Here is a 13,596-nt window from a genome sequence, read left to right as displayed (position 1 = left end):
CTCAGAATACTGGACGAGAGGTTTGCGAGGGGAGAGATTGATGCCGAGGAGTACAGGAAGCTCAAAGAAGAACTTCTGAGATAGTTCACCCGAAGATCACGTCCAGCACGTCTCCGATATCCCGAGCTCATAACACACCACACGGGCACCTGTTCTGACCGAAAGATTATTATACATTTAATGAAAAATTAATACCATGAAAATCGTGAAGGTAAGCAGAAGGAAAACCGGAATCTGCAAGTGTCACAGCTCGTGTGCATGAAATTCAGGTACAGATTTTTCTAATTTTTTAACCAGTTGCGGGTTAAATTAATTAGGTTTCAAACAAATTATCTGATTGATGGAATCCTCCAGCAAGCTCGCTCGAGTGAGGAGAACAAAAATTGTGTGCACGATAGGGCCCGCTTCGGAATCTCGGGAAACCATAGAAAAACTAACAGAAGCTGGGATGGACGTAGCAAGGCTCAACATGTCATTTGGAACACACGAGTATCATAAAAAGCTAATTGAAAGAATCAGGAAAGCTTCTGAAAAATCAGCAAAACCTGTTGCGGTACTCATGGACCTTTCGGGAGCGAAGGTGAGAATTGGAAGACTCAGAACGCCGCTAACTCTGCACAGGGGAGACAGGATTAAGCTTACATCCGGAAGTGATGATGACGGGGCGTCAATACCCATCAACCGACCAGAAATCCTGAGCATTCTGAAAAAAGGGGACACTGTTCACCTTGCCGACGGATCTATCAGGCTTAAAATTCTCAATGCCGGGGAAAAGGAAGCGACAGCCGAGGTAATTGAAGGCGGGTACCTCACGTCGTATAAGGGGATGACTCTGCCGGAAAAAATCAGTCTTCCACCCATTACGGAGAAGGACATAGAAGACCTGAAGTTTGGAGTAAGGGTGGGCATAGACTGGGTTGCGATGTCATTTGTCAGGTCTGCAAAAGACATCATGATGCTGAAAGACGTTATTGCCGAAATCGGAGGCGATATCCCGATCATAGCCAAAATAGAGAGGAGAGAAGCCGTTGAGAATCTGGAAGAGATCATTAAAACCGCAGATGGAATAATGGTCGCCAGAGGAGATCTCGGTGTCGAGATGCCGGTTGAGGAGATTCCAATAATCCAGAAAAAGGCAATAAAGCTTGCAAACAGAGCCGGAAAGCCAGTTATAACCGCCACCCAGATGCTCAAGTCGATGGTCGTTCAGACCTCTCCAACGAGAGCTGAGGTTACTGATGTAGCAAACGCTGTTCTTGATGGTAGCGATGCGCTCATGCTCTCCGAAGAAACCGCGTCTGGAAACCATCCAGTGGAAGCGGTCAGAGTAATGGACAGAATCATAAGAAAAGCCGAGTCCATTTACAGCTACATCCGCAACCATCCCGCAGATTCAGTGACACAGTCGATCGCTGCATCTGCCGCACGGATGGCTGAGGATGTTGGGGCGATGGCGATCATTACGTTCACGAGAACCGGGTCTTCGGCCATCCAGATCTCCAGGTACCGGCCCCGTGCTCCGATAATAGCGGCTACCCACAGCCGCGAAGTCCTGAGAAGACTTTCAATCGTATGGGGGTGCCTACCTCTCACCACAATCTCCAGCCTCAAACCTGCAGATGAGCTTCTTGAGAGGATTGTCAGAGAGTGCATTGAACGGAGATACCTTGAAGAGACGAGTACCATCGTGGTCACCTCAGGCGTTCCGTTTGGTAGGCCCGGGACGACCAACACCATCAGGATTCTGAGGGCTGGAGATGTCGTGCACCCCTGATCGAGAGCCCAAAAAATTTATTAGCATTTACACCAGATGTAAAGTATGGACGCCAAGATGGTAACAGTCCTTGTGATAGGAGCAGTCGTCGCATTTCTCCTCTACAACAGTTACGTGCTTTTCCCGAGAGAGAAAGCGTACACCTCTATACCTCCCGAAGAATTCTACCGCATGATTCAGGAAGGAGACGTTTTTGTCATAGATGTACACATTCCAGAACAGAAGCACATTCCGGGAACGGACGCATGGATACCCTACAACAGGATTGAAGAGTACTCGGATGTCCTACCAAAGGACAAGTCAACAAAAATACTCGTCTACTGCAGAAGCGGACACATGAGCAAGATGGCCGCGTCGAAGCTGGCAGAGATGGGGTACAAGAACATATACGACCTGGACGGAGGTATAAACGCATGGATAAAGAAAGGATTGCCATTATCTTAGCCACCATATTCGTTCTATCCGGTGTGTCTCTTATTTCCCAGCAGCTCACTCAGGCCGAAATGAAAAAGTACCCCATGGAGTTCTACAGCCTCAAAAAAGGGCTTGAAACTGCAAAAAAGGAGAACAAACCAGTACTGGTATACATACACTCCGACACCTGTCACGTCTGCAGGGCGTTTCTCGAGGATCTGTCAAAATACGACGATCTCAAGAAAGCGATGAGTAGGTTTGTTGTCGTCAAGATCGATTTCAACACGGAGCGAGCTCTCGCAATGAAGTTCGGTGCCACAGGAACTCCTGAATTCTACATACTCTACCCAAACGGAACGGCAATGACTGTGAACGGGAAGAAACTCGCGTATATAGGTTACTCAAACACCCCCGACAACGAACTGGCAAGAAAGTCTTTCATAGCATTTCTCGATTACGCACTTCAGAAATTTTACAGCACATACACACAGTGATCACCCCGCAAAGAGGCGGCGTATAAGTCTCAGAACCTCATTTTCTATTTCACCGAGGAGTGCCACGCACTCATCCCCGGTCCCGGGATGTTTGAGCTCCCACACCTCGTCAATCCTGATGCCGTCCAGCTCCCCGTCCAGAGAAATGACGTAATCTGAATCTTCAACGAGTTCTCTGCTGATCTTCATCGGACTGGTGAGTTTGAGGTCTTTTTCTCTGCAATCCACTCTGCAAGAGGATTTAGCTCCGATTCGGGATGGAGACCAGCGCTAAGTGCTCGCATGTTGTGGGGAGCCACCTTGTTGAAAATGGCCTCTGCCAGTTTTGTTCTGCACGAGTTCCTCCTCGATACGAACAGCACCCTCTTCGTGGAGGTCAGCCTGTGATACTAGACCATGGAGTCTGCTGGCTCAGGCTTGATTGTAAATGTGCCTATCTCAATCTCACCCAGGTCTACGAACCTTAGCTTCAAGTTAATCTTGTCACCCTCAATTTCGATGATGTTGTAGCTGTGATCTGGCATGAGCACCTTGTAGGAGCTGAGAGACCCTGCATGAATTATGTGCGTCCTGAGAAGCTTTGTCGAGTATGGTACATGCCTGTGGCCCGCAACCACGATACCCCCATGACAGTGAAGTGTCAGAGCCTCCACAATCTCAGCAGCGTCTATGAGAACATTCCTGTTTCTCCCTGTGTGAGGTATCGGCACCACATGGTGGTGCATGGCAATGATGTTCACGCAGTTCTTTCTGACCTTCTTCGAAATCCACTCCCTCTGTTCCGGGCCGATGTACCCGTCGTCAGTATCGGGTAGCGTGCTGTCCACACCAACGATGACCACTTCATCCATCTTCACAGCCTTTTTTCTTCTGCCAAAGTATAGCTGAAAATACTTCAGCCCATCATTCCTCGCGTCGTGATTTCCAGGAAACGCGAGCAGATCCGGCTCCAGGCCGGAGAGAGTTTCGTATGCCTCTCTGAACTCATGATGTATTCCCCACTGACCGATATCACCTGTGAGCACCACCACATCCGGCTCAAGTTCGTTGATCTGCCTTATCGCTTTCTCAACCTTATCCCTGACAAGTTCAAAACCGAAATGTACATCCGAGATGTGCACTATCTGCATAAGTGCAATTTCTAAAAAATAGTTTTAAAGTTAATTGAGAGAGTCGTTCAGCCGAAGTACTGCGGTGAGTAAAAGTAGTACCTGAGGGAGATCAGAATGACCGAAGCCACAAAAATCAGATCCCTGAGTGTTCTGTAGTTCACGCTCATGAGCTTCTTAATAAAACCGCGATCGTCGTAAAGTCTTCCGCTCTGGATGGTCGACAGCATCCACGCCACACCGATGATACTGGACGCGGAGCCAATCATGAAGAACAGTTCAGTGTAACCTGAGAGAAACAGGCCGATTCCTGCTCCTGCAAAAGGAATCAGGTCAGTAACATGGTGTAAACAGCAAGCCACCATGCTTCCCGCTGTTATCGGTGTGCCCGCTACCGCGTGACACCTCTCGCCGAACTGCCTTATGTGCGTGTACAGCGCCATCTGCAACCCAAAGCCAGCATCTATGACCAGTATGTATGGCAGGTAGACCCTGAAGTTCCAGTAAACGGCATCTGCTCCACCAGAGAGGTAATTCACGCCAGTGTAGAATGCCAGCAGGAGTATTGAGGAAAGCAGTCCGAAACCTATCCGTCTATCGATCATATTTTCCACTCCAGAACTCTCGTACTGTCCAGCTCGACGACAAGTTTGAAGCTTCTCTCCTCTTTTATTCTCTCCAGCGCGTCTTTCGGAAACGTCAGTACTCCGTACCTGTGATGGCCCCACGAGTTTTTATCCTCTTTCCACTCAACTGGCACGTATTTTTTCCCACCAACCTCGAGAAATGTCCTGTTAAGCAGATCATAGGAGTAGAGATCTCCGGAATGTGTGTCGAGTCGCAGGTATATCGACGGCCTGTCAAGATCCGGATACTTTGGATTGAGGAAGACCGCCGTGACCTGTATGTTACCGTAACTCACTTTGGTGAGGTCCTCTTCACTCAGCTCTTCGCCAAACCCTGTGTTTTTGTATGAAACCAGTATTGCTATTACTCCTAACGCAACCAAGAGCAGGGCCAGCCTCCTCGTTTCCATATTTTTCATTAGATGTAAAATTGTATAAAAAGCTTTCCCATTACAGTCTCATGAACACTCCCACACCGTCATCGCGAAGGGAGAAGATTACAAACTGCCCCTGCTTTTCACCGGGCATGCCCGGAGATCCGGGTGGCATACCGGGCAAAGCTATGCCTCTGATCTCCGGCTTATCCTCAACGAGCTTTTCTATTGCTTCTACGGGGACGTGACCCACGACGAAGTAACCGCCGGTTTCGGACAGGTGACAGCTGTACATTTCCTCCGGAACGTTACGCCGGACGAATTCGCTCTTGAGGTCGTCGACATTGACCACATTCACCACAAAACCGCTGGAAACCAGATACTCAACATACTTCTCACAGCACCCGCAGCTTTCGGTTTTGTAGAGTGTAACCACTCTATCATACACTGCAACATCCGTACCTGCCCCTGACGGGTTTCTGAGGTAGAGCAATGCACCAGACAGCACGAGCAACCCGACAGCCAGAACGATTAATCTGCTTTGGATCATATCATACTATCGGGGGGAAACTTATTAAACTTTTTCATTCAATGTAAAATTATGTCCAAAGAAGGCTCGGACAAAAAGAAGTACGACAGAATCGCTACACTCTACGATTTCATGGAGACTCCCATGGAGATTCTCGCATTTTCGAGCTGGAGGAAAGAACTGATGGACCTAGTGGAAGGAGACAGGGTCCTCGAGGTAGGGATAGGAACCGGAAAGAACATCCAGTACTACGGAGAGTGGGATGTCGTGGGAATTGACATCAGCAGAAAGATGCTCGAAAAAGCCTTAATCAGGTCTAAGCGTTCTGGCAAAAGAGTGCAGATCGTACAAACCGACGTGGAAAGTCTCCCATTCAAAGACGGAGTATTCGAAGGGGTCATATCCACGTACGTATTCTGTTCGGTTGAGAATCCGGTTAAGGGACTGAGGGAAGTATACCGGGTGCTAAAACCTCAGGGTAAAGCATATTTTCTCGAACACGTTAGAAGCGAAAGCGAGATGGCTGGAAAACTGATGGACATCCTGAACCCTGTTTTCAAAATGATTGGTCCTGAGATAAACAGAAGAACCGTGGAAAATATAAAAAAGGCAGGATTTAAAATAATCCAAGATAGAAATCTCATGACTTCGGTGTTCAGACTCGTCATCGCTGAGAAAACAAGTTAGCCAAGCTGTTTCAGGTATTCTATGAGGTCATTCAGGTCCTCTTCCGTCATCTGCCATCTCGGCATACACGGATTGAGTTCTTCCCCCTCATCGCCAATACCCTGGGTTATTGCCCTCTTTATGTCTTCCTCGCTCATCCCGTGGGTCTTATTGAGTGTAGAATACCGTATATCGGGTGTCTTGACCCCACACATCATCGGATAAACTCCACCTTTCCCATCGGTTCCGTGACAGCTCGCACAGCCGCCACCATGCATGTAGAGCCACTGAGGACCGTCGACAAATGGTATTCTCTCCCCTTTCTGATTGACCCCGGTCATGAATATCATCTCTCCGTTCGATCTGTATTCGGCAACAGGTTGATATGGTGCTTCCGGATACCTCTCCATACCGGGACCCATGGGCTGATACGGCATCATGTAAGGCATTTTATTGTACCAGTACATGTTGGCAATGCTCAGACCAATCGCAAATGCTGCAACAGCAACAGCCAGGATCACTAAAACATCTCTCGTCTCCATGCTAAATATTTACAGGTGGCAAGATATATACAGTTTACCAAGGGAATGTGCCCCCATGCAAAAGAAGAGTTTAACTGATCCCCAGCACAGCAGAAACCAGAACCAAAACCTTAAGTAAACATTCTAATAAAATGTAATTGTGAAGATGGTGACGACATCTGTGAGGCTACCCGAAGATGTAATTCGGGAAATTGAAAAATTGAGCAGAGAAGAAGGAGTGGAGAAGGGAACTCTGATAAGAAAGCTTCTGACAGAATCGCTCAGAGAGTACAGAATCAATAAAGCCATGGAGATGTACAGGGAAGGCAAAGCCTCTCTCTGGAGAGCTGCTGAAATTGCAGGCATCACATACAGGGAAGCTCTGGAGGAGCTTAAAAAGAGAAACATTCCGTTCAGGTACGATCTGGAAGATCTGGAGATAGATGCGGAATGGGCAATGAGATGAGAGCTGTCAGCAACGCAGGACCTCTCATACATCTCACAAAAATAGGCAGACTTAACATTCTCGGAGACATTTTTGAGGAGGTTATTATTCCGCAAACTGTCAGGGTAGAAGTGGTGGACAGGGGGAAGGAAAAGGGAGAACCTGATGCATTCCTGATTGGGGATGCTGAATGGATAAGGATTGCCGAAGACCCGCCTCAGGCTGATGAGCTTGCTGAAAGAGTGGGGATACACCGGGGAGAGGCCTGTGCAATTTTGCTTGCCAGATCTCTCAACATCCCTGTTTTGCTGGACGATTCAGATGCAAGGAAATTTGCTCTCGGATTTGGAGTTGAGGTTGTGGGTTCAATCGGCCTGATTGTGAAAGCGGTTAAAATGGGGCTGATTTCAAAGGATGATGGACTCAGAGATCTGGAGAAACTTGCTGGTGTTATGTGGCTGAGTGTTGACGTTTATGAAAGAGCAAGGAAGATTATTGAGAGTCTGTAAACTCCACTCAGATAACCTGAAAGATATTCAGCAAATTAACTCTTTCTCATATCTCTGAACAGACTGCTCCTCAGGAAGTAAATCAGAATGAAGAATGCATAGACAGGAGGGTAATCCACACCGAGCCTGTAAGCAACTGATATGCCAAAAGCCAACAGGATAGCGAGAAGTAAGGGAAACAGGGTTACGCTGTCAGAATCGAGCTTCATTCCCTCCATGTTCTCGAACTCAAACTCCTGCAGAACCTCAAGCTGGAATTCTGTTGGGGAGTACATCCTGATCTCAGCCAGACTTTTGAATCCGTGTTTCTCCCCCCCACTTTCTGAAAACCTCTGTTGCTACTTCCGTCACCTTTCCGCATTCGAGCTTTTCAGCAAGCCTGTTGACGAGGGTTGTCTTGCCCGAACCTGAAGGTCCTGAGAAGCCAACGAGCTTCTTTGCCTCATCTGGCATTTCTGCCCTCACCTCTCTTCACTGTTTCCACAATGAAGACAACAGCCAGAATCTCTGCTGGCTCTCTGTCCCTTGCCGTCTCAGGGAGGGAATTCAGCCAGTCTCTGAGTTTTTCCTTAGATACCACACCCACCAGATAGGGTTTTCTTTCAACTCCAAGCATGGTTAAAACAGGAAGAAAAAAGCTTGTATCTGTAGAGAGCGGACTGAAAGTCATGGTAGGGAATATAACCGGAAAAAGGAGCGCCCCCGCCGGGAATTGAACCCGGGTCGAGGGTTCCGGAGACCCTCAGGATATCCACTACCCTACGGGGGCGTAAATCCAATCATCCGACATCCCATCCCGAGTGAGCAACGTTTTGATGGCATCACTGCCGGTACAGCACCAAGCCAGACGACTTTGGAGGATTTATGTCGAGGGTTAGAAAAGAGTTTCGTAGGACGATGGGTGTGGGCAAATACCAAGTGTAAAGATGTAACACCCTCAGTGTCCACTTAGGTTCAGTCCGAAAGAAAAACTATTCTGGATCGACGCCTCGCTTTCCGGTATTCCCGAAAAGGTTCTGAATTTCGCTCGTGCACGTGGTAAAAGCCGATGAGTTACCCTGCTCACAGAATGTCCGGTTCTCTGAGCTCCGCATGCTGAATGTCACACCAGCAGCATCAACAGGATAGGTTCTGCCGTTCCGGGGACCGTCCGGTGAAACCTCTTCAGCCTCTCCCCACCCGTATGCACAAGCGTGTCTCCAATCTGGTGTGGATCTCACACCCTGCTCCAGTAGACACCAAGATGCGCGCTCCGTCCGGATGTCAGAAGTGGTGACTCGTCGTTGGCCATTATGTACCTCGCCTCGAAGAGAGGTCTTTGATTCGGGATCGGTCTCCTTTCTTCCAGCATCACAAGCGCGTCAAACACCGTGTCTCTCCAGAGTGCGGGATGATTGCACCGAATCCGGACCCCCCATCATGAGTGCCCCGTAACGGGAGCATTTTCCCATCCACCGCACAGCCCGACTGATATCCATCCCGTCTCCCGGAGATTTCACGGCTCCGGCCTCCTTCTCTCCCACCACAACGCAGCACTTCCTGTTTCAACAACCCCCAAACACCCTTCGTGAAGCCACATCCACACCGACAATGGAACAGCTGAAAAATTTACGAGTGAGCAGGCGCCACCATTACATTTTTTAATTCCCGCACGAACTCCAGAACAATGATGCCAATGAACCCCAAGCAGATGAAGAAAATGATGAAACAGATGGGAATAGAGATGGACGAGATCGAGGCTGAGGAGGTAATAATAGTCACCAGGGGAGAAGAATGGGTCTTCAAAAACCCGTCTGTCGTGAGAATCACCGCTAAAGGTGTAGAAACCTTCCAGATCTCTGGTGATTACGAGGTTAGAGAGAGAATTGTGATAAGCGAAGATGACGTAAAGCTGGTCGCAGAGCAGGCTGGAGTCAGTGAGGATGATGCGAGGAGGGCTCTCGAAGAGGCGAAAGGTGATATTGCCGAGGCTCTGCTTAAGCTGACGGAAGAATGAAGCCACCCGTAGTTCTGAAAAGCGGCAGAAATTTCTACCTGGTAAACGAGTTTAGCGGAGAGCTTCACACCCACAAGGGAATAATCAGGCTCGACGAGCTTAAGAACAAGAAATACGGAGATTCGGTTTCGAGCCACCTCGGGGTGGAGTTCAAGATTCTGCCCTTCAGGGCTTCAGACTTTTTCAGGCTTTTCAGAAAGAAGGCCACGCCCGTAATGCCGAAGGACATAGGTATGATAATTGCACACGCGGGTCTGCAGCCCGACTCGCTGATCCTCGACGCCGGGACGGGGAGTGGAGTCACCGCAGCATATTTCGCCTACTTCAACAAGTACGGAGATGTAATCACGATAGAGAAGAGGCCCGAGTTTGCGGAGATTGCGAGGGAAAACTTCAGGATGGCCGGCCTCAAGAACATACACCAGATTGTTGGAGATGCGGTCCAGATCGCCGAGGGCTTCAAAAAGGAGTTTGACCTTGTGTTCCTCGACATGAAAAACGACGTGGAGATGATTCCCGTAGCGCACAGGATACTGAGAGAGGCGGGGTTCCTTGCCGTCTACAACCCGTACATCGAGCATGCGAGAGCTGTCTACGAGAGGATGCTTGAGGTGGGATTCAGAGATGTCGAGGGGTTTGAGCTGATCAAGGTGAACCTCGAATTCAGGAGGGTAGGAACGAGGCCATTCACGGACATATTCCATACCGGATTCGTGGTTATCGGCAGGAAGATCTGACCTCAGCCCTCCAGACCATCAACGATTTTTCTCAGCCACTCTGGGAGAGCGAAGCTTGCAACGTGCAGCTCAGGGTTGTAGTGAACCGTCTCAACCTCTCTGCTCTCGAACCTTCTCCTCAGCTCTTCAGCATCCGGATATTCGGGAGAGTGGAGCATGTAGCTCCACAGCCCGAGAGGATAGGTGGGGACGAAGTTCGTGTACACCCTCACATCCATAACCCTGGAAATGTTTGCCAGCATTGTCTTGAAGTACTCCTGCTGAACGAACGGAGACTGGCTCTGGGTGGCGAAGACGTCTGAAATCTTCCTGCACATTCCGTAAAACTCCTCGGAAATAATGTGCTCACTGTACGGGTTCGGATCCGTTCCATCGACGATCATCACGTCGAATTTCTCACCCGCGCTTCTCACAAACTCTATCCCGTCCTCGATCAGAAGCGTCACCCTCGGATCGTCAAAAGCCCCGCAGTCAATACCTATGAGCTCCCTCGAAACCCTCACAACATCTTCATCCAGCTCGACCACCACAACCTCGTCGACGTCGTGCTTCAGCACCTCCCGCAAACTCCCCCCGTCACCTCCTCCAACAATCAGAACCTTCTCCGGATTTCGGTGAGAGAACATGGGAACGTGGACGAGCATTTCATGATAAAAGGGCTCATCCCTTTCGGTGAGCTGGATCTTGCCATCAAGAACGAGCATCCTTCCGAAATCGCAGGTTTCGAAGACCTGAATGTGCTGGTACTTACTGTGAAAGTCCACTATTTTCTCCCTGACCCTGATCTTTATTCCCGTGTTACCGTAGAGCTCCTCGAACCACTCCATGCCTGCCACACTCCCTTCAGGATTTAAATCATGCCCCTCAGATTGGCGACTTGTCATCACACCTCAGTGGCGGGAGTAGTCATCATCGGGGCCGCAGCGAGAGGGCGATTACAGATGCAAACACGAGCCCCATCGCCAATCCGTGCCTTACGGTTAGCTTTTCCTTAAGAAATACCTTTCCAACCATCGCACCTATCACGGGAGACGTGGCGGAGATGGGTGAGACCATGTTGCTCCCTATCAGGCTCACCGACGTTACAAAGGACAGTATGCCCGTGACGGAGATCAGTCCTCCAAGCAGTCCCATGTAAAGCAGGGTGTTCCTGTCCACCTCAAACCTCCTGACCATCGCGTAAAGCATCGCTGAGTTCAGGAGGAGCCTCAGAAACGCGAGTGTGACTGGAGAGAGGTGATCGGTCAGGTAGTCGAGAGTGACGATGGACACTGCCCAAGACAGAGAGGCAAACAAGGCCGTAAGGCTCTTCAGCGTGAACTTCCCGCCCTCCTTCGGAAGGACGATTACGGCGAGCAGAGTCAAGATAGAGGCCGCTATTACGTTGGTCGTGACGGCGTAGCCGTAGACAAGGTTGTCCATCACCGCCACGAATACAGGGTACGTGGAGGCCAGCGGCAAAGCGTAGCTAACGGGAGAGTTCTTCAGCGCTGTGAAGTAGAGCAGGTCACCTATGAAGAAAGAGAAGACAGTCGAGATGACGATCAGCATGACGAGTTTCAGGCTGAGTGGCTCGATGCCCTTTATCACCACGAGAGGGAGAAGAAATGCGACGGCAAACACACTCCTGATAAGGTTTCCCGAGTACTCGCTCACGTTCCGCAGTCCGAGCTTGAAGATGACACCTCCCGCACCCCAGCAGATCGCTGAAATTAGCGCGAGAAACGTTCCGAGTATCACCAAACTCATCAGGTCTCATTTGGTTTAAAGCTTTTTAAATGTGCTTTACGCGAGATATAAACCTCATAATAATTATTTTCTGATGGACTTTATACAATTAACTATATACAACGAGCCAGACAATAAAGTTAATGGCAAATTTATCAGAGATTCTCGGAAACGAGAGAAGAATGCTGACAGTGATATATCTGCTGAAAAACGACGGACGTGGCAGCGTTTCGGATATCACCGAGTACATCTGCGAGAAAAGCAACAACACCTCGGGGAAGTTCAGGAAAAGCGTTTACGTGAGCCTCATGCAGACCCACATCCCAACTCTCGAGCGTGCGGGACTGGTTGAGAGAGAGCGTGATGTAGTCTTCATCGTCAATTCAAAGCTGTTTGAAGACCTTCTGTCTTTCTTAGAGTCGTTTGGCTCCGTTTTCAGGTGATGGTTAAGTGGCAATTAACTGAGTACATCCTGTGACAACGTTTGATTGCAACGAGTTTGCAAAGTTAAAAGGAGTTGAAAAGATGAAAAAAACTGGAATTGGATTGCTGGGAATTTTCGCTACCCTGGCGATTATTCTCGGTGTGGGGGCAAACTTCAGCGACTACAACGCTAGTAGAAGCCTCCACTGGACAGTAGTCACAGACGACACAGAATTGATCGACCTGACACCCATTCAGCCGTACGCATACATAGGCGAGGATGGAATGCTTGCGATCGACTTCTCAGCAAACAACCCGAACTATCCGGGGTATGGAGATGGAATTAGTCCTGCAAGTGAGTACAATTTTGATGAAGTGTTTGCGGTCAGCAACGACCTCTGGGAGCAGTTCCCGATAGTCGTGAGAATAACAAGCTCAGACAGCCGTGTGGAATTCTACGGACATGAAGGTGGAGTCTATGCAGTTGATAATGGTCAAGAAGCTACAGCATCTGACAGTGCGAGAGACGACGTTTGCTTCGTCGTCCAGCCGGGAGATGACGTGAAAATAGGTGTCGATCTCAATGCCAATGGAGACAGCCCGGGAGACGTCTGGGATGACTCAATGACACTCAAGGCGTACAGGATTGGAACGGAGCCAGCAGAGCTTAGCGACTGCGGGCAGGAGTAAAGAGGTGATGTGATATGAATAAACTTTTCGGGATAACGCTCCTCATTGCCGGTCTGATACTTGCGATGAGTGCTGGAGCGAATTTCAGGTACTATGAGGCAGACAGAAGCGTTACGACTGCCATAGTTGCCGACGATAACGAGTTCATCGACCTGACTCCGCTTCAGCCGTACGCTTACCTGAACAACGGTAAGTTAACGGTGGAGCTGAGCGCCAGCAACCAGAACTACAATGAGTCCCTTGGCTTCGGACAGGGTTTGAGCCCCAACACGACGTATGTGTTTGAAGAGGTCTTTGCCGTGAGCAACGAGCTCTGGGAGAACAACGAGACTGACTACCCTATATGCGTTTCAATATCGGTTCCCGCTAACAGCGAGATAACTCTCTTCACAGGAGAGTACAACGAATCCGCAACATATGGCACGCAGCTTCAGTTCACGGTCGAGCACGGCTCACCTGTAGCTGTCGGCATGATATTCGACAACTATGGCCTTGAACTTGGAACATACGAGATTAATTCGATGACAATAGGCGCCGAAGCCGGTGCCTGTGAAACTTAAA

Annotated in this window: 24 protein-coding genes and 1 tRNA gene; 12 read left to right on the top strand and 13 right to left on the bottom strand. The window is 49.3% G+C overall.

Annotated elements, in window-relative coordinates:
- The first annotated feature begins 6 nt into the window (after nt 1-6).
- The 4 genes from ACXJJC_RS08790 (at nt 7) to ACXJJC_RS08775 (ending at nt 2,682) form a co-directional block, all read left to right on the top strand.
- Nucleotides 7-84 (top strand): SHOCT domain-containing protein, encoded by a 78-nt coding sequence (locus ACXJJC_RS08790; protein WP_456371080.1) that lies wholly within the window; start codon nt 7-9, stop codon nt 82-84.
- Nucleotides 85-340: 256 nt separating this feature from the next.
- A complete protein-coding gene (pyk, locus tag ACXJJC_RS08785; RefSeq protein WP_456371076.1) occupies nt 341-1,774 on the top strand; it encodes a pyruvate kinase in 1,434 nt (477 codons plus the stop codon).
- Between the two features lie 45 nt (nt 1,775-1,819).
- Nucleotides 1,820-2,218, top strand: a complete 399-nt coding sequence (locus ACXJJC_RS08780) for a rhodanese-like domain-containing protein (protein ID WP_456371074.1) — start codon at nt 1,820-1,822, stop codon at nt 2,216-2,218.
- Nucleotides 2,188-2,682 carry a thioredoxin fold domain-containing protein gene (locus tag ACXJJC_RS08775; protein ID WP_456371072.1) on the top strand — a complete coding sequence of 165 codons (495 nt, stop codon included), beginning with the start codon at nt 2,188-2,190 and terminating at the stop codon, nt 2,680-2,682. Before ACXJJC_RS08780 ends, ACXJJC_RS08775 begins: the two co-directional genes overlap by 31 nt.
- On the opposite strand, the gene ACXJJC_RS08770 is transcribed toward ACXJJC_RS08775, so the two are convergent.
- The 6 genes from ACXJJC_RS08770 to ACXJJC_RS08745 are packed head-to-tail and all read right to left on the bottom strand — an operon-like array spanning nt 2,683 to nt 5,341.
- On the bottom strand, nt 2,683-2,871 hold the full coding sequence (locus ACXJJC_RS08770) for a hypothetical protein (RefSeq protein WP_456371070.1): 189 nt from the start codon (nt 2,869-2,871) through the stop codon (nt 2,683-2,685).
- Nucleotides 2,868-3,044, bottom strand: coding sequence for an arsenate reductase/protein-tyrosine-phosphatase family protein (locus ACXJJC_RS08765; protein ID WP_456371068.1), 177 nt, complete (start codon nt 3,042-3,044; stop codon nt 2,868-2,870). The genes ACXJJC_RS08770 and ACXJJC_RS08765 overlap by 4 nt, the downstream gene beginning before the upstream one ends.
- A gap of 27 nt (nt 3,045-3,071) precedes the next feature.
- A complete protein-coding gene (locus ACXJJC_RS08760; RefSeq protein WP_456371067.1) occupies nt 3,072-3,812 on the bottom strand; it encodes a metallophosphoesterase family protein in 741 nt (246 codons plus the stop codon).
- A gap of 47 nt (nt 3,813-3,859) precedes the next feature.
- Nucleotides 3,860-4,396 (bottom strand): hypothetical protein, encoded by a 537-nt coding sequence (locus ACXJJC_RS08755; protein ID WP_456371065.1) that lies wholly within the window; start codon nt 4,394-4,396, stop codon nt 3,860-3,862.
- Nucleotides 4,393-4,827: a hypothetical protein gene (locus ACXJJC_RS08750; RefSeq protein ID WP_456371064.1), complete on the bottom strand. Its 435-nt coding sequence runs from the start codon at nt 4,825-4,827 to the stop codon at nt 4,393-4,395. The genes ACXJJC_RS08755 and ACXJJC_RS08750 overlap by 4 nt, the downstream gene beginning before the upstream one ends.
- Nucleotides 4,828-4,867: 40 nt before the next feature.
- Nucleotides 4,868-5,341 carry a DUF411 domain-containing protein gene (locus ACXJJC_RS08745; protein WP_456371062.1) on the bottom strand — a complete coding sequence of 158 codons (474 nt, stop codon included), beginning with the start codon at nt 5,339-5,341 and terminating at the stop codon, nt 4,868-4,870.
- A gap of 51 nt (nt 5,342-5,392) precedes the next feature.
- Between ACXJJC_RS08745 and ACXJJC_RS08740 the strand changes: the two genes are divergently transcribed.
- Nucleotides 5,393-6,007: a class I SAM-dependent methyltransferase gene (locus ACXJJC_RS08740; RefSeq protein ID WP_456371060.1), complete on the top strand. Its 615-nt coding sequence runs from the start codon at nt 5,393-5,395 to the stop codon at nt 6,005-6,007.
- Here ACXJJC_RS08740 and ACXJJC_RS08735 read toward each other — a convergent pair.
- Nucleotides 6,004-6,528 (bottom strand): c-type cytochrome, encoded by a 525-nt coding sequence (locus ACXJJC_RS08735; RefSeq protein WP_456371058.1) that lies wholly within the window; start codon nt 6,526-6,528, stop codon nt 6,004-6,006. The genes ACXJJC_RS08740 and ACXJJC_RS08735 overlap by 4 nt on opposite strands.
- A gap of 145 nt (nt 6,529-6,673) precedes the next feature.
- On the opposite strand from ACXJJC_RS08735, the gene ACXJJC_RS08730 reads away from it, so the two are divergent.
- Both ACXJJC_RS08730 and ACXJJC_RS08725 read left to right on the top strand, forming a co-directional pair.
- Nucleotides 6,674-6,973, top strand: coding sequence for a UPF0175 family protein (locus tag ACXJJC_RS08730; protein WP_456371078.1), 300 nt, complete (start codon nt 6,674-6,676; stop codon nt 6,971-6,973).
- Entirely contained in the window at nt 6,958-7,461 is a 504-nt protein-coding gene (locus ACXJJC_RS08725; protein WP_456371057.1) for a PIN domain-containing protein, read from the top strand. Before ACXJJC_RS08730 ends, ACXJJC_RS08725 begins: the two co-directional genes overlap by 16 nt.
- A 35-nt stretch (nt 7,462-7,496) precedes the next feature.
- On the opposite strand, the gene ACXJJC_RS08720 is transcribed toward ACXJJC_RS08725, so the two are convergent.
- From ACXJJC_RS08720 to ACXJJC_RS08705, 4 genes are all read right to left on the bottom strand, one after another.
- Nucleotides 7,497-7,736 carry a hypothetical protein gene (locus tag ACXJJC_RS08720; RefSeq protein ID WP_456371056.1) on the bottom strand — a complete coding sequence of 80 codons (240 nt, stop codon included), beginning with the start codon at nt 7,734-7,736 and terminating at the stop codon, nt 7,497-7,499.
- Between the two features lie 7 nt (nt 7,737-7,743).
- Entirely contained in the window at nt 7,744-7,914 is a 171-nt protein-coding gene (locus ACXJJC_RS08715) for an AAA family ATPase (RefSeq protein WP_456371054.1), read from the bottom strand.
- Nucleotides 7,904-8,077: a hypothetical protein gene (locus ACXJJC_RS08710; RefSeq protein ID WP_456371052.1), complete on the bottom strand. Its 174-nt coding sequence runs from the start codon at nt 8,075-8,077 to the stop codon at nt 7,904-7,906. The genes ACXJJC_RS08715 and ACXJJC_RS08710 overlap by 11 nt, the downstream gene beginning before the upstream one ends.
- An 81-nt stretch (nt 8,078-8,158) precedes the next feature.
- Nucleotides 8,159-8,230 (bottom strand) — tRNA-Arg (locus ACXJJC_RS08705).
- 897 nt (nt 8,231-9,127) lie between these two features.
- On the opposite strand from ACXJJC_RS08705, the gene ACXJJC_RS08700 reads away from it, so the two are divergent.
- Together ACXJJC_RS08700 and ACXJJC_RS08695 are read left to right on the top strand one after the other, a co-directional pair.
- The gene (locus ACXJJC_RS08700) at nt 9,128-9,457 is read left to right on the top strand and encodes a nascent polypeptide-associated complex protein (protein ID WP_456371051.1); all 330 of its coding nucleotides are present in this window, start codon (nt 9,128-9,130) and stop codon (nt 9,455-9,457) included.
- Nucleotides 9,454-10,194 (top strand): tRNA (adenine-N1)-methyltransferase, encoded by a 741-nt coding sequence (locus tag ACXJJC_RS08695; RefSeq protein WP_456371050.1) that lies wholly within the window; start codon nt 9,454-9,456, stop codon nt 10,192-10,194. Before ACXJJC_RS08700 ends, ACXJJC_RS08695 begins: the two co-directional genes overlap by 4 nt.
- Before the next feature lie 2 nt (nt 10,195-10,196).
- Here ACXJJC_RS08695 and speE read toward each other — a convergent pair whose 3' ends face one another.
- A complete protein-coding gene (gene speE, locus ACXJJC_RS08690; RefSeq protein WP_456371049.1) occupies nt 10,197-11,021 on the bottom strand; it encodes a polyamine aminopropyltransferase in 825 nt (274 codons plus the stop codon).
- A gap of 82 nt (nt 11,022-11,103) precedes the next feature.
- Nucleotides 11,104-11,943 carry a DMT family transporter gene (locus ACXJJC_RS08685; protein ID WP_456371048.1) on the bottom strand — a complete coding sequence of 280 codons (840 nt, stop codon included), beginning with the start codon at nt 11,941-11,943 and terminating at the stop codon, nt 11,104-11,106.
- Nucleotides 11,944-12,065: 122 nt separating this feature from the next.
- Here ACXJJC_RS08685 and ACXJJC_RS08680 point away from each other — a divergent pair, with 122 nt between their 5' ends.
- The 3 genes from ACXJJC_RS08680 to ACXJJC_RS08670 all read left to right on the top strand — a co-directional run bounded on the left by ACXJJC_RS08680 (nt 12,066) and on the right by ACXJJC_RS08670 (nt 13,595).
- A complete protein-coding gene (locus ACXJJC_RS08680; RefSeq protein WP_456371047.1) occupies nt 12,066-12,365 on the top strand; it encodes a DUF7344 domain-containing protein in 300 nt (99 codons plus the stop codon).
- 82 nt (nt 12,366-12,447) lie between these two features.
- Nucleotides 12,448-13,035, top strand: coding sequence for a DUF1102 domain-containing protein (locus ACXJJC_RS08675; protein WP_456371046.1), 588 nt, complete (start codon nt 12,448-12,450; stop codon nt 13,033-13,035).
- A 14-nt stretch (nt 13,036-13,049) separates the two neighbouring features.
- Nucleotides 13,050-13,595, top strand: coding sequence for a DUF1102 domain-containing protein (locus tag ACXJJC_RS08670; protein WP_456371045.1), 546 nt, complete (start codon nt 13,050-13,052; stop codon nt 13,593-13,595).
- The last annotated feature ends 1 nt before the right edge of the window (nt 13,596 follow it).

Source organism: Geoglobus sp. (assembly GCF_054018175.1).
Note: the sequence above shows the minus strand (reverse complement) of the source record. Positions and strands in the feature narration are given on the sequence as shown.

Excerpts from the sequence above, each read along its gene's own strand:
- pyk (WP_456371076.1), top strand. The coding sequence starts at position 341 with ATGGAATCCTCCAGCAAGCTCGCTCGAGTGAGGAGAACAAAAATTGTG.
- ACXJJC_RS08780 (WP_456371074.1), top strand. The coding sequence starts at position 1,820 with ATGGACGCCAAGATGGTAACAGTCCTTGTGATAGGAGCAGTCGTCGCA.
- ACXJJC_RS08775 (WP_456371072.1), top strand. The coding sequence starts at position 2,188 with ATGGATAAAGAAAGGATTGCCATTATCTTAGCCACCATATTCGTTCTA.
- ACXJJC_RS08770 (WP_456371070.1), bottom strand. The coding sequence starts at position 2,871 with ATGAAGATCAGCAGAGAACTCGTTGAAGATTCAGATTACGTCATTTCT.
- ACXJJC_RS08760 (WP_456371067.1), bottom strand. The coding sequence starts at position 3,812 with ATGCAGATAGTGCACATCTCGGATGTACATTTCGGTTTTGAACTTGTC.
- ACXJJC_RS08755 (WP_456371065.1), bottom strand. The coding sequence starts at position 4,396 with ATGATCGATAGACGGATAGGTTTCGGACTGCTTTCCTCAATACTCCTG.
- ACXJJC_RS08750 (WP_456371064.1), bottom strand. The coding sequence starts at position 4,827 with ATGGAAACGAGGAGGCTGGCCCTGCTCTTGGTTGCGTTAGGAGTAATA.
- ACXJJC_RS08745 (WP_456371062.1), bottom strand. The coding sequence starts at position 5,341 with ATGATCCAAAGCAGATTAATCGTTCTGGCTGTCGGGTTGCTCGTGCTG.
- ACXJJC_RS08740 (WP_456371060.1), top strand. The coding sequence starts at position 5,393 with ATGTCCAAAGAAGGCTCGGACAAAAAGAAGTACGACAGAATCGCTACA.
- ACXJJC_RS08735 (WP_456371058.1), bottom strand. The coding sequence starts at position 6,528 with ATGGAGACGAGAGATGTTTTAGTGATCCTGGCTGTTGCTGTTGCAGCA.
- ACXJJC_RS08730 (WP_456371078.1), top strand. The coding sequence starts at position 6,674 with ATGGTGACGACATCTGTGAGGCTACCCGAAGATGTAATTCGGGAAATT.
- ACXJJC_RS08725 (WP_456371057.1), top strand. The coding sequence starts at position 6,958 with ATGGGCAATGAGATGAGAGCTGTCAGCAACGCAGGACCTCTCATACAT.
- ACXJJC_RS08720 (WP_456371056.1), bottom strand. The coding sequence starts at position 7,736 with ATGTACTCCCCAACAGAATTCCAGCTTGAGGTTCTGCAGGAGTTTGAG.
- ACXJJC_RS08715 (WP_456371054.1), bottom strand. The coding sequence starts at position 7,914 with ATGCCAGATGAGGCAAAGAAGCTCGTTGGCTTCTCAGGACCTTCAGGT.
- ACXJJC_RS08710 (WP_456371052.1), bottom strand. The coding sequence starts at position 8,077 with ATGCTTGGAGTTGAAAGAAAACCCTATCTGGTGGGTGTGGTATCTAAG.
- ACXJJC_RS08700 (WP_456371051.1), top strand. The coding sequence starts at position 9,128 with ATGATGCCAATGAACCCCAAGCAGATGAAGAAAATGATGAAACAGATG.
- ACXJJC_RS08695 (WP_456371050.1), top strand. The coding sequence starts at position 9,454 with ATGAAGCCACCCGTAGTTCTGAAAAGCGGCAGAAATTTCTACCTGGTA.
- speE (WP_456371049.1), bottom strand. The coding sequence starts at position 11,021 with ATGGAGTGGTTCGAGGAGCTCTACGGTAACACGGGAATAAAGATCAGG.
- ACXJJC_RS08685 (WP_456371048.1), bottom strand. The coding sequence starts at position 11,943 with ATGAGTTTGGTGATACTCGGAACGTTTCTCGCGCTAATTTCAGCGATC.
- ACXJJC_RS08680 (WP_456371047.1), top strand. The coding sequence starts at position 12,066 with ATGGCAAATTTATCAGAGATTCTCGGAAACGAGAGAAGAATGCTGACA.
- ACXJJC_RS08675 (WP_456371046.1), top strand. The coding sequence starts at position 12,448 with ATGAAAAAAACTGGAATTGGATTGCTGGGAATTTTCGCTACCCTGGCG.
- ACXJJC_RS08670 (WP_456371045.1), top strand. The coding sequence starts at position 13,050 with ATGAATAAACTTTTCGGGATAACGCTCCTCATTGCCGGTCTGATACTT.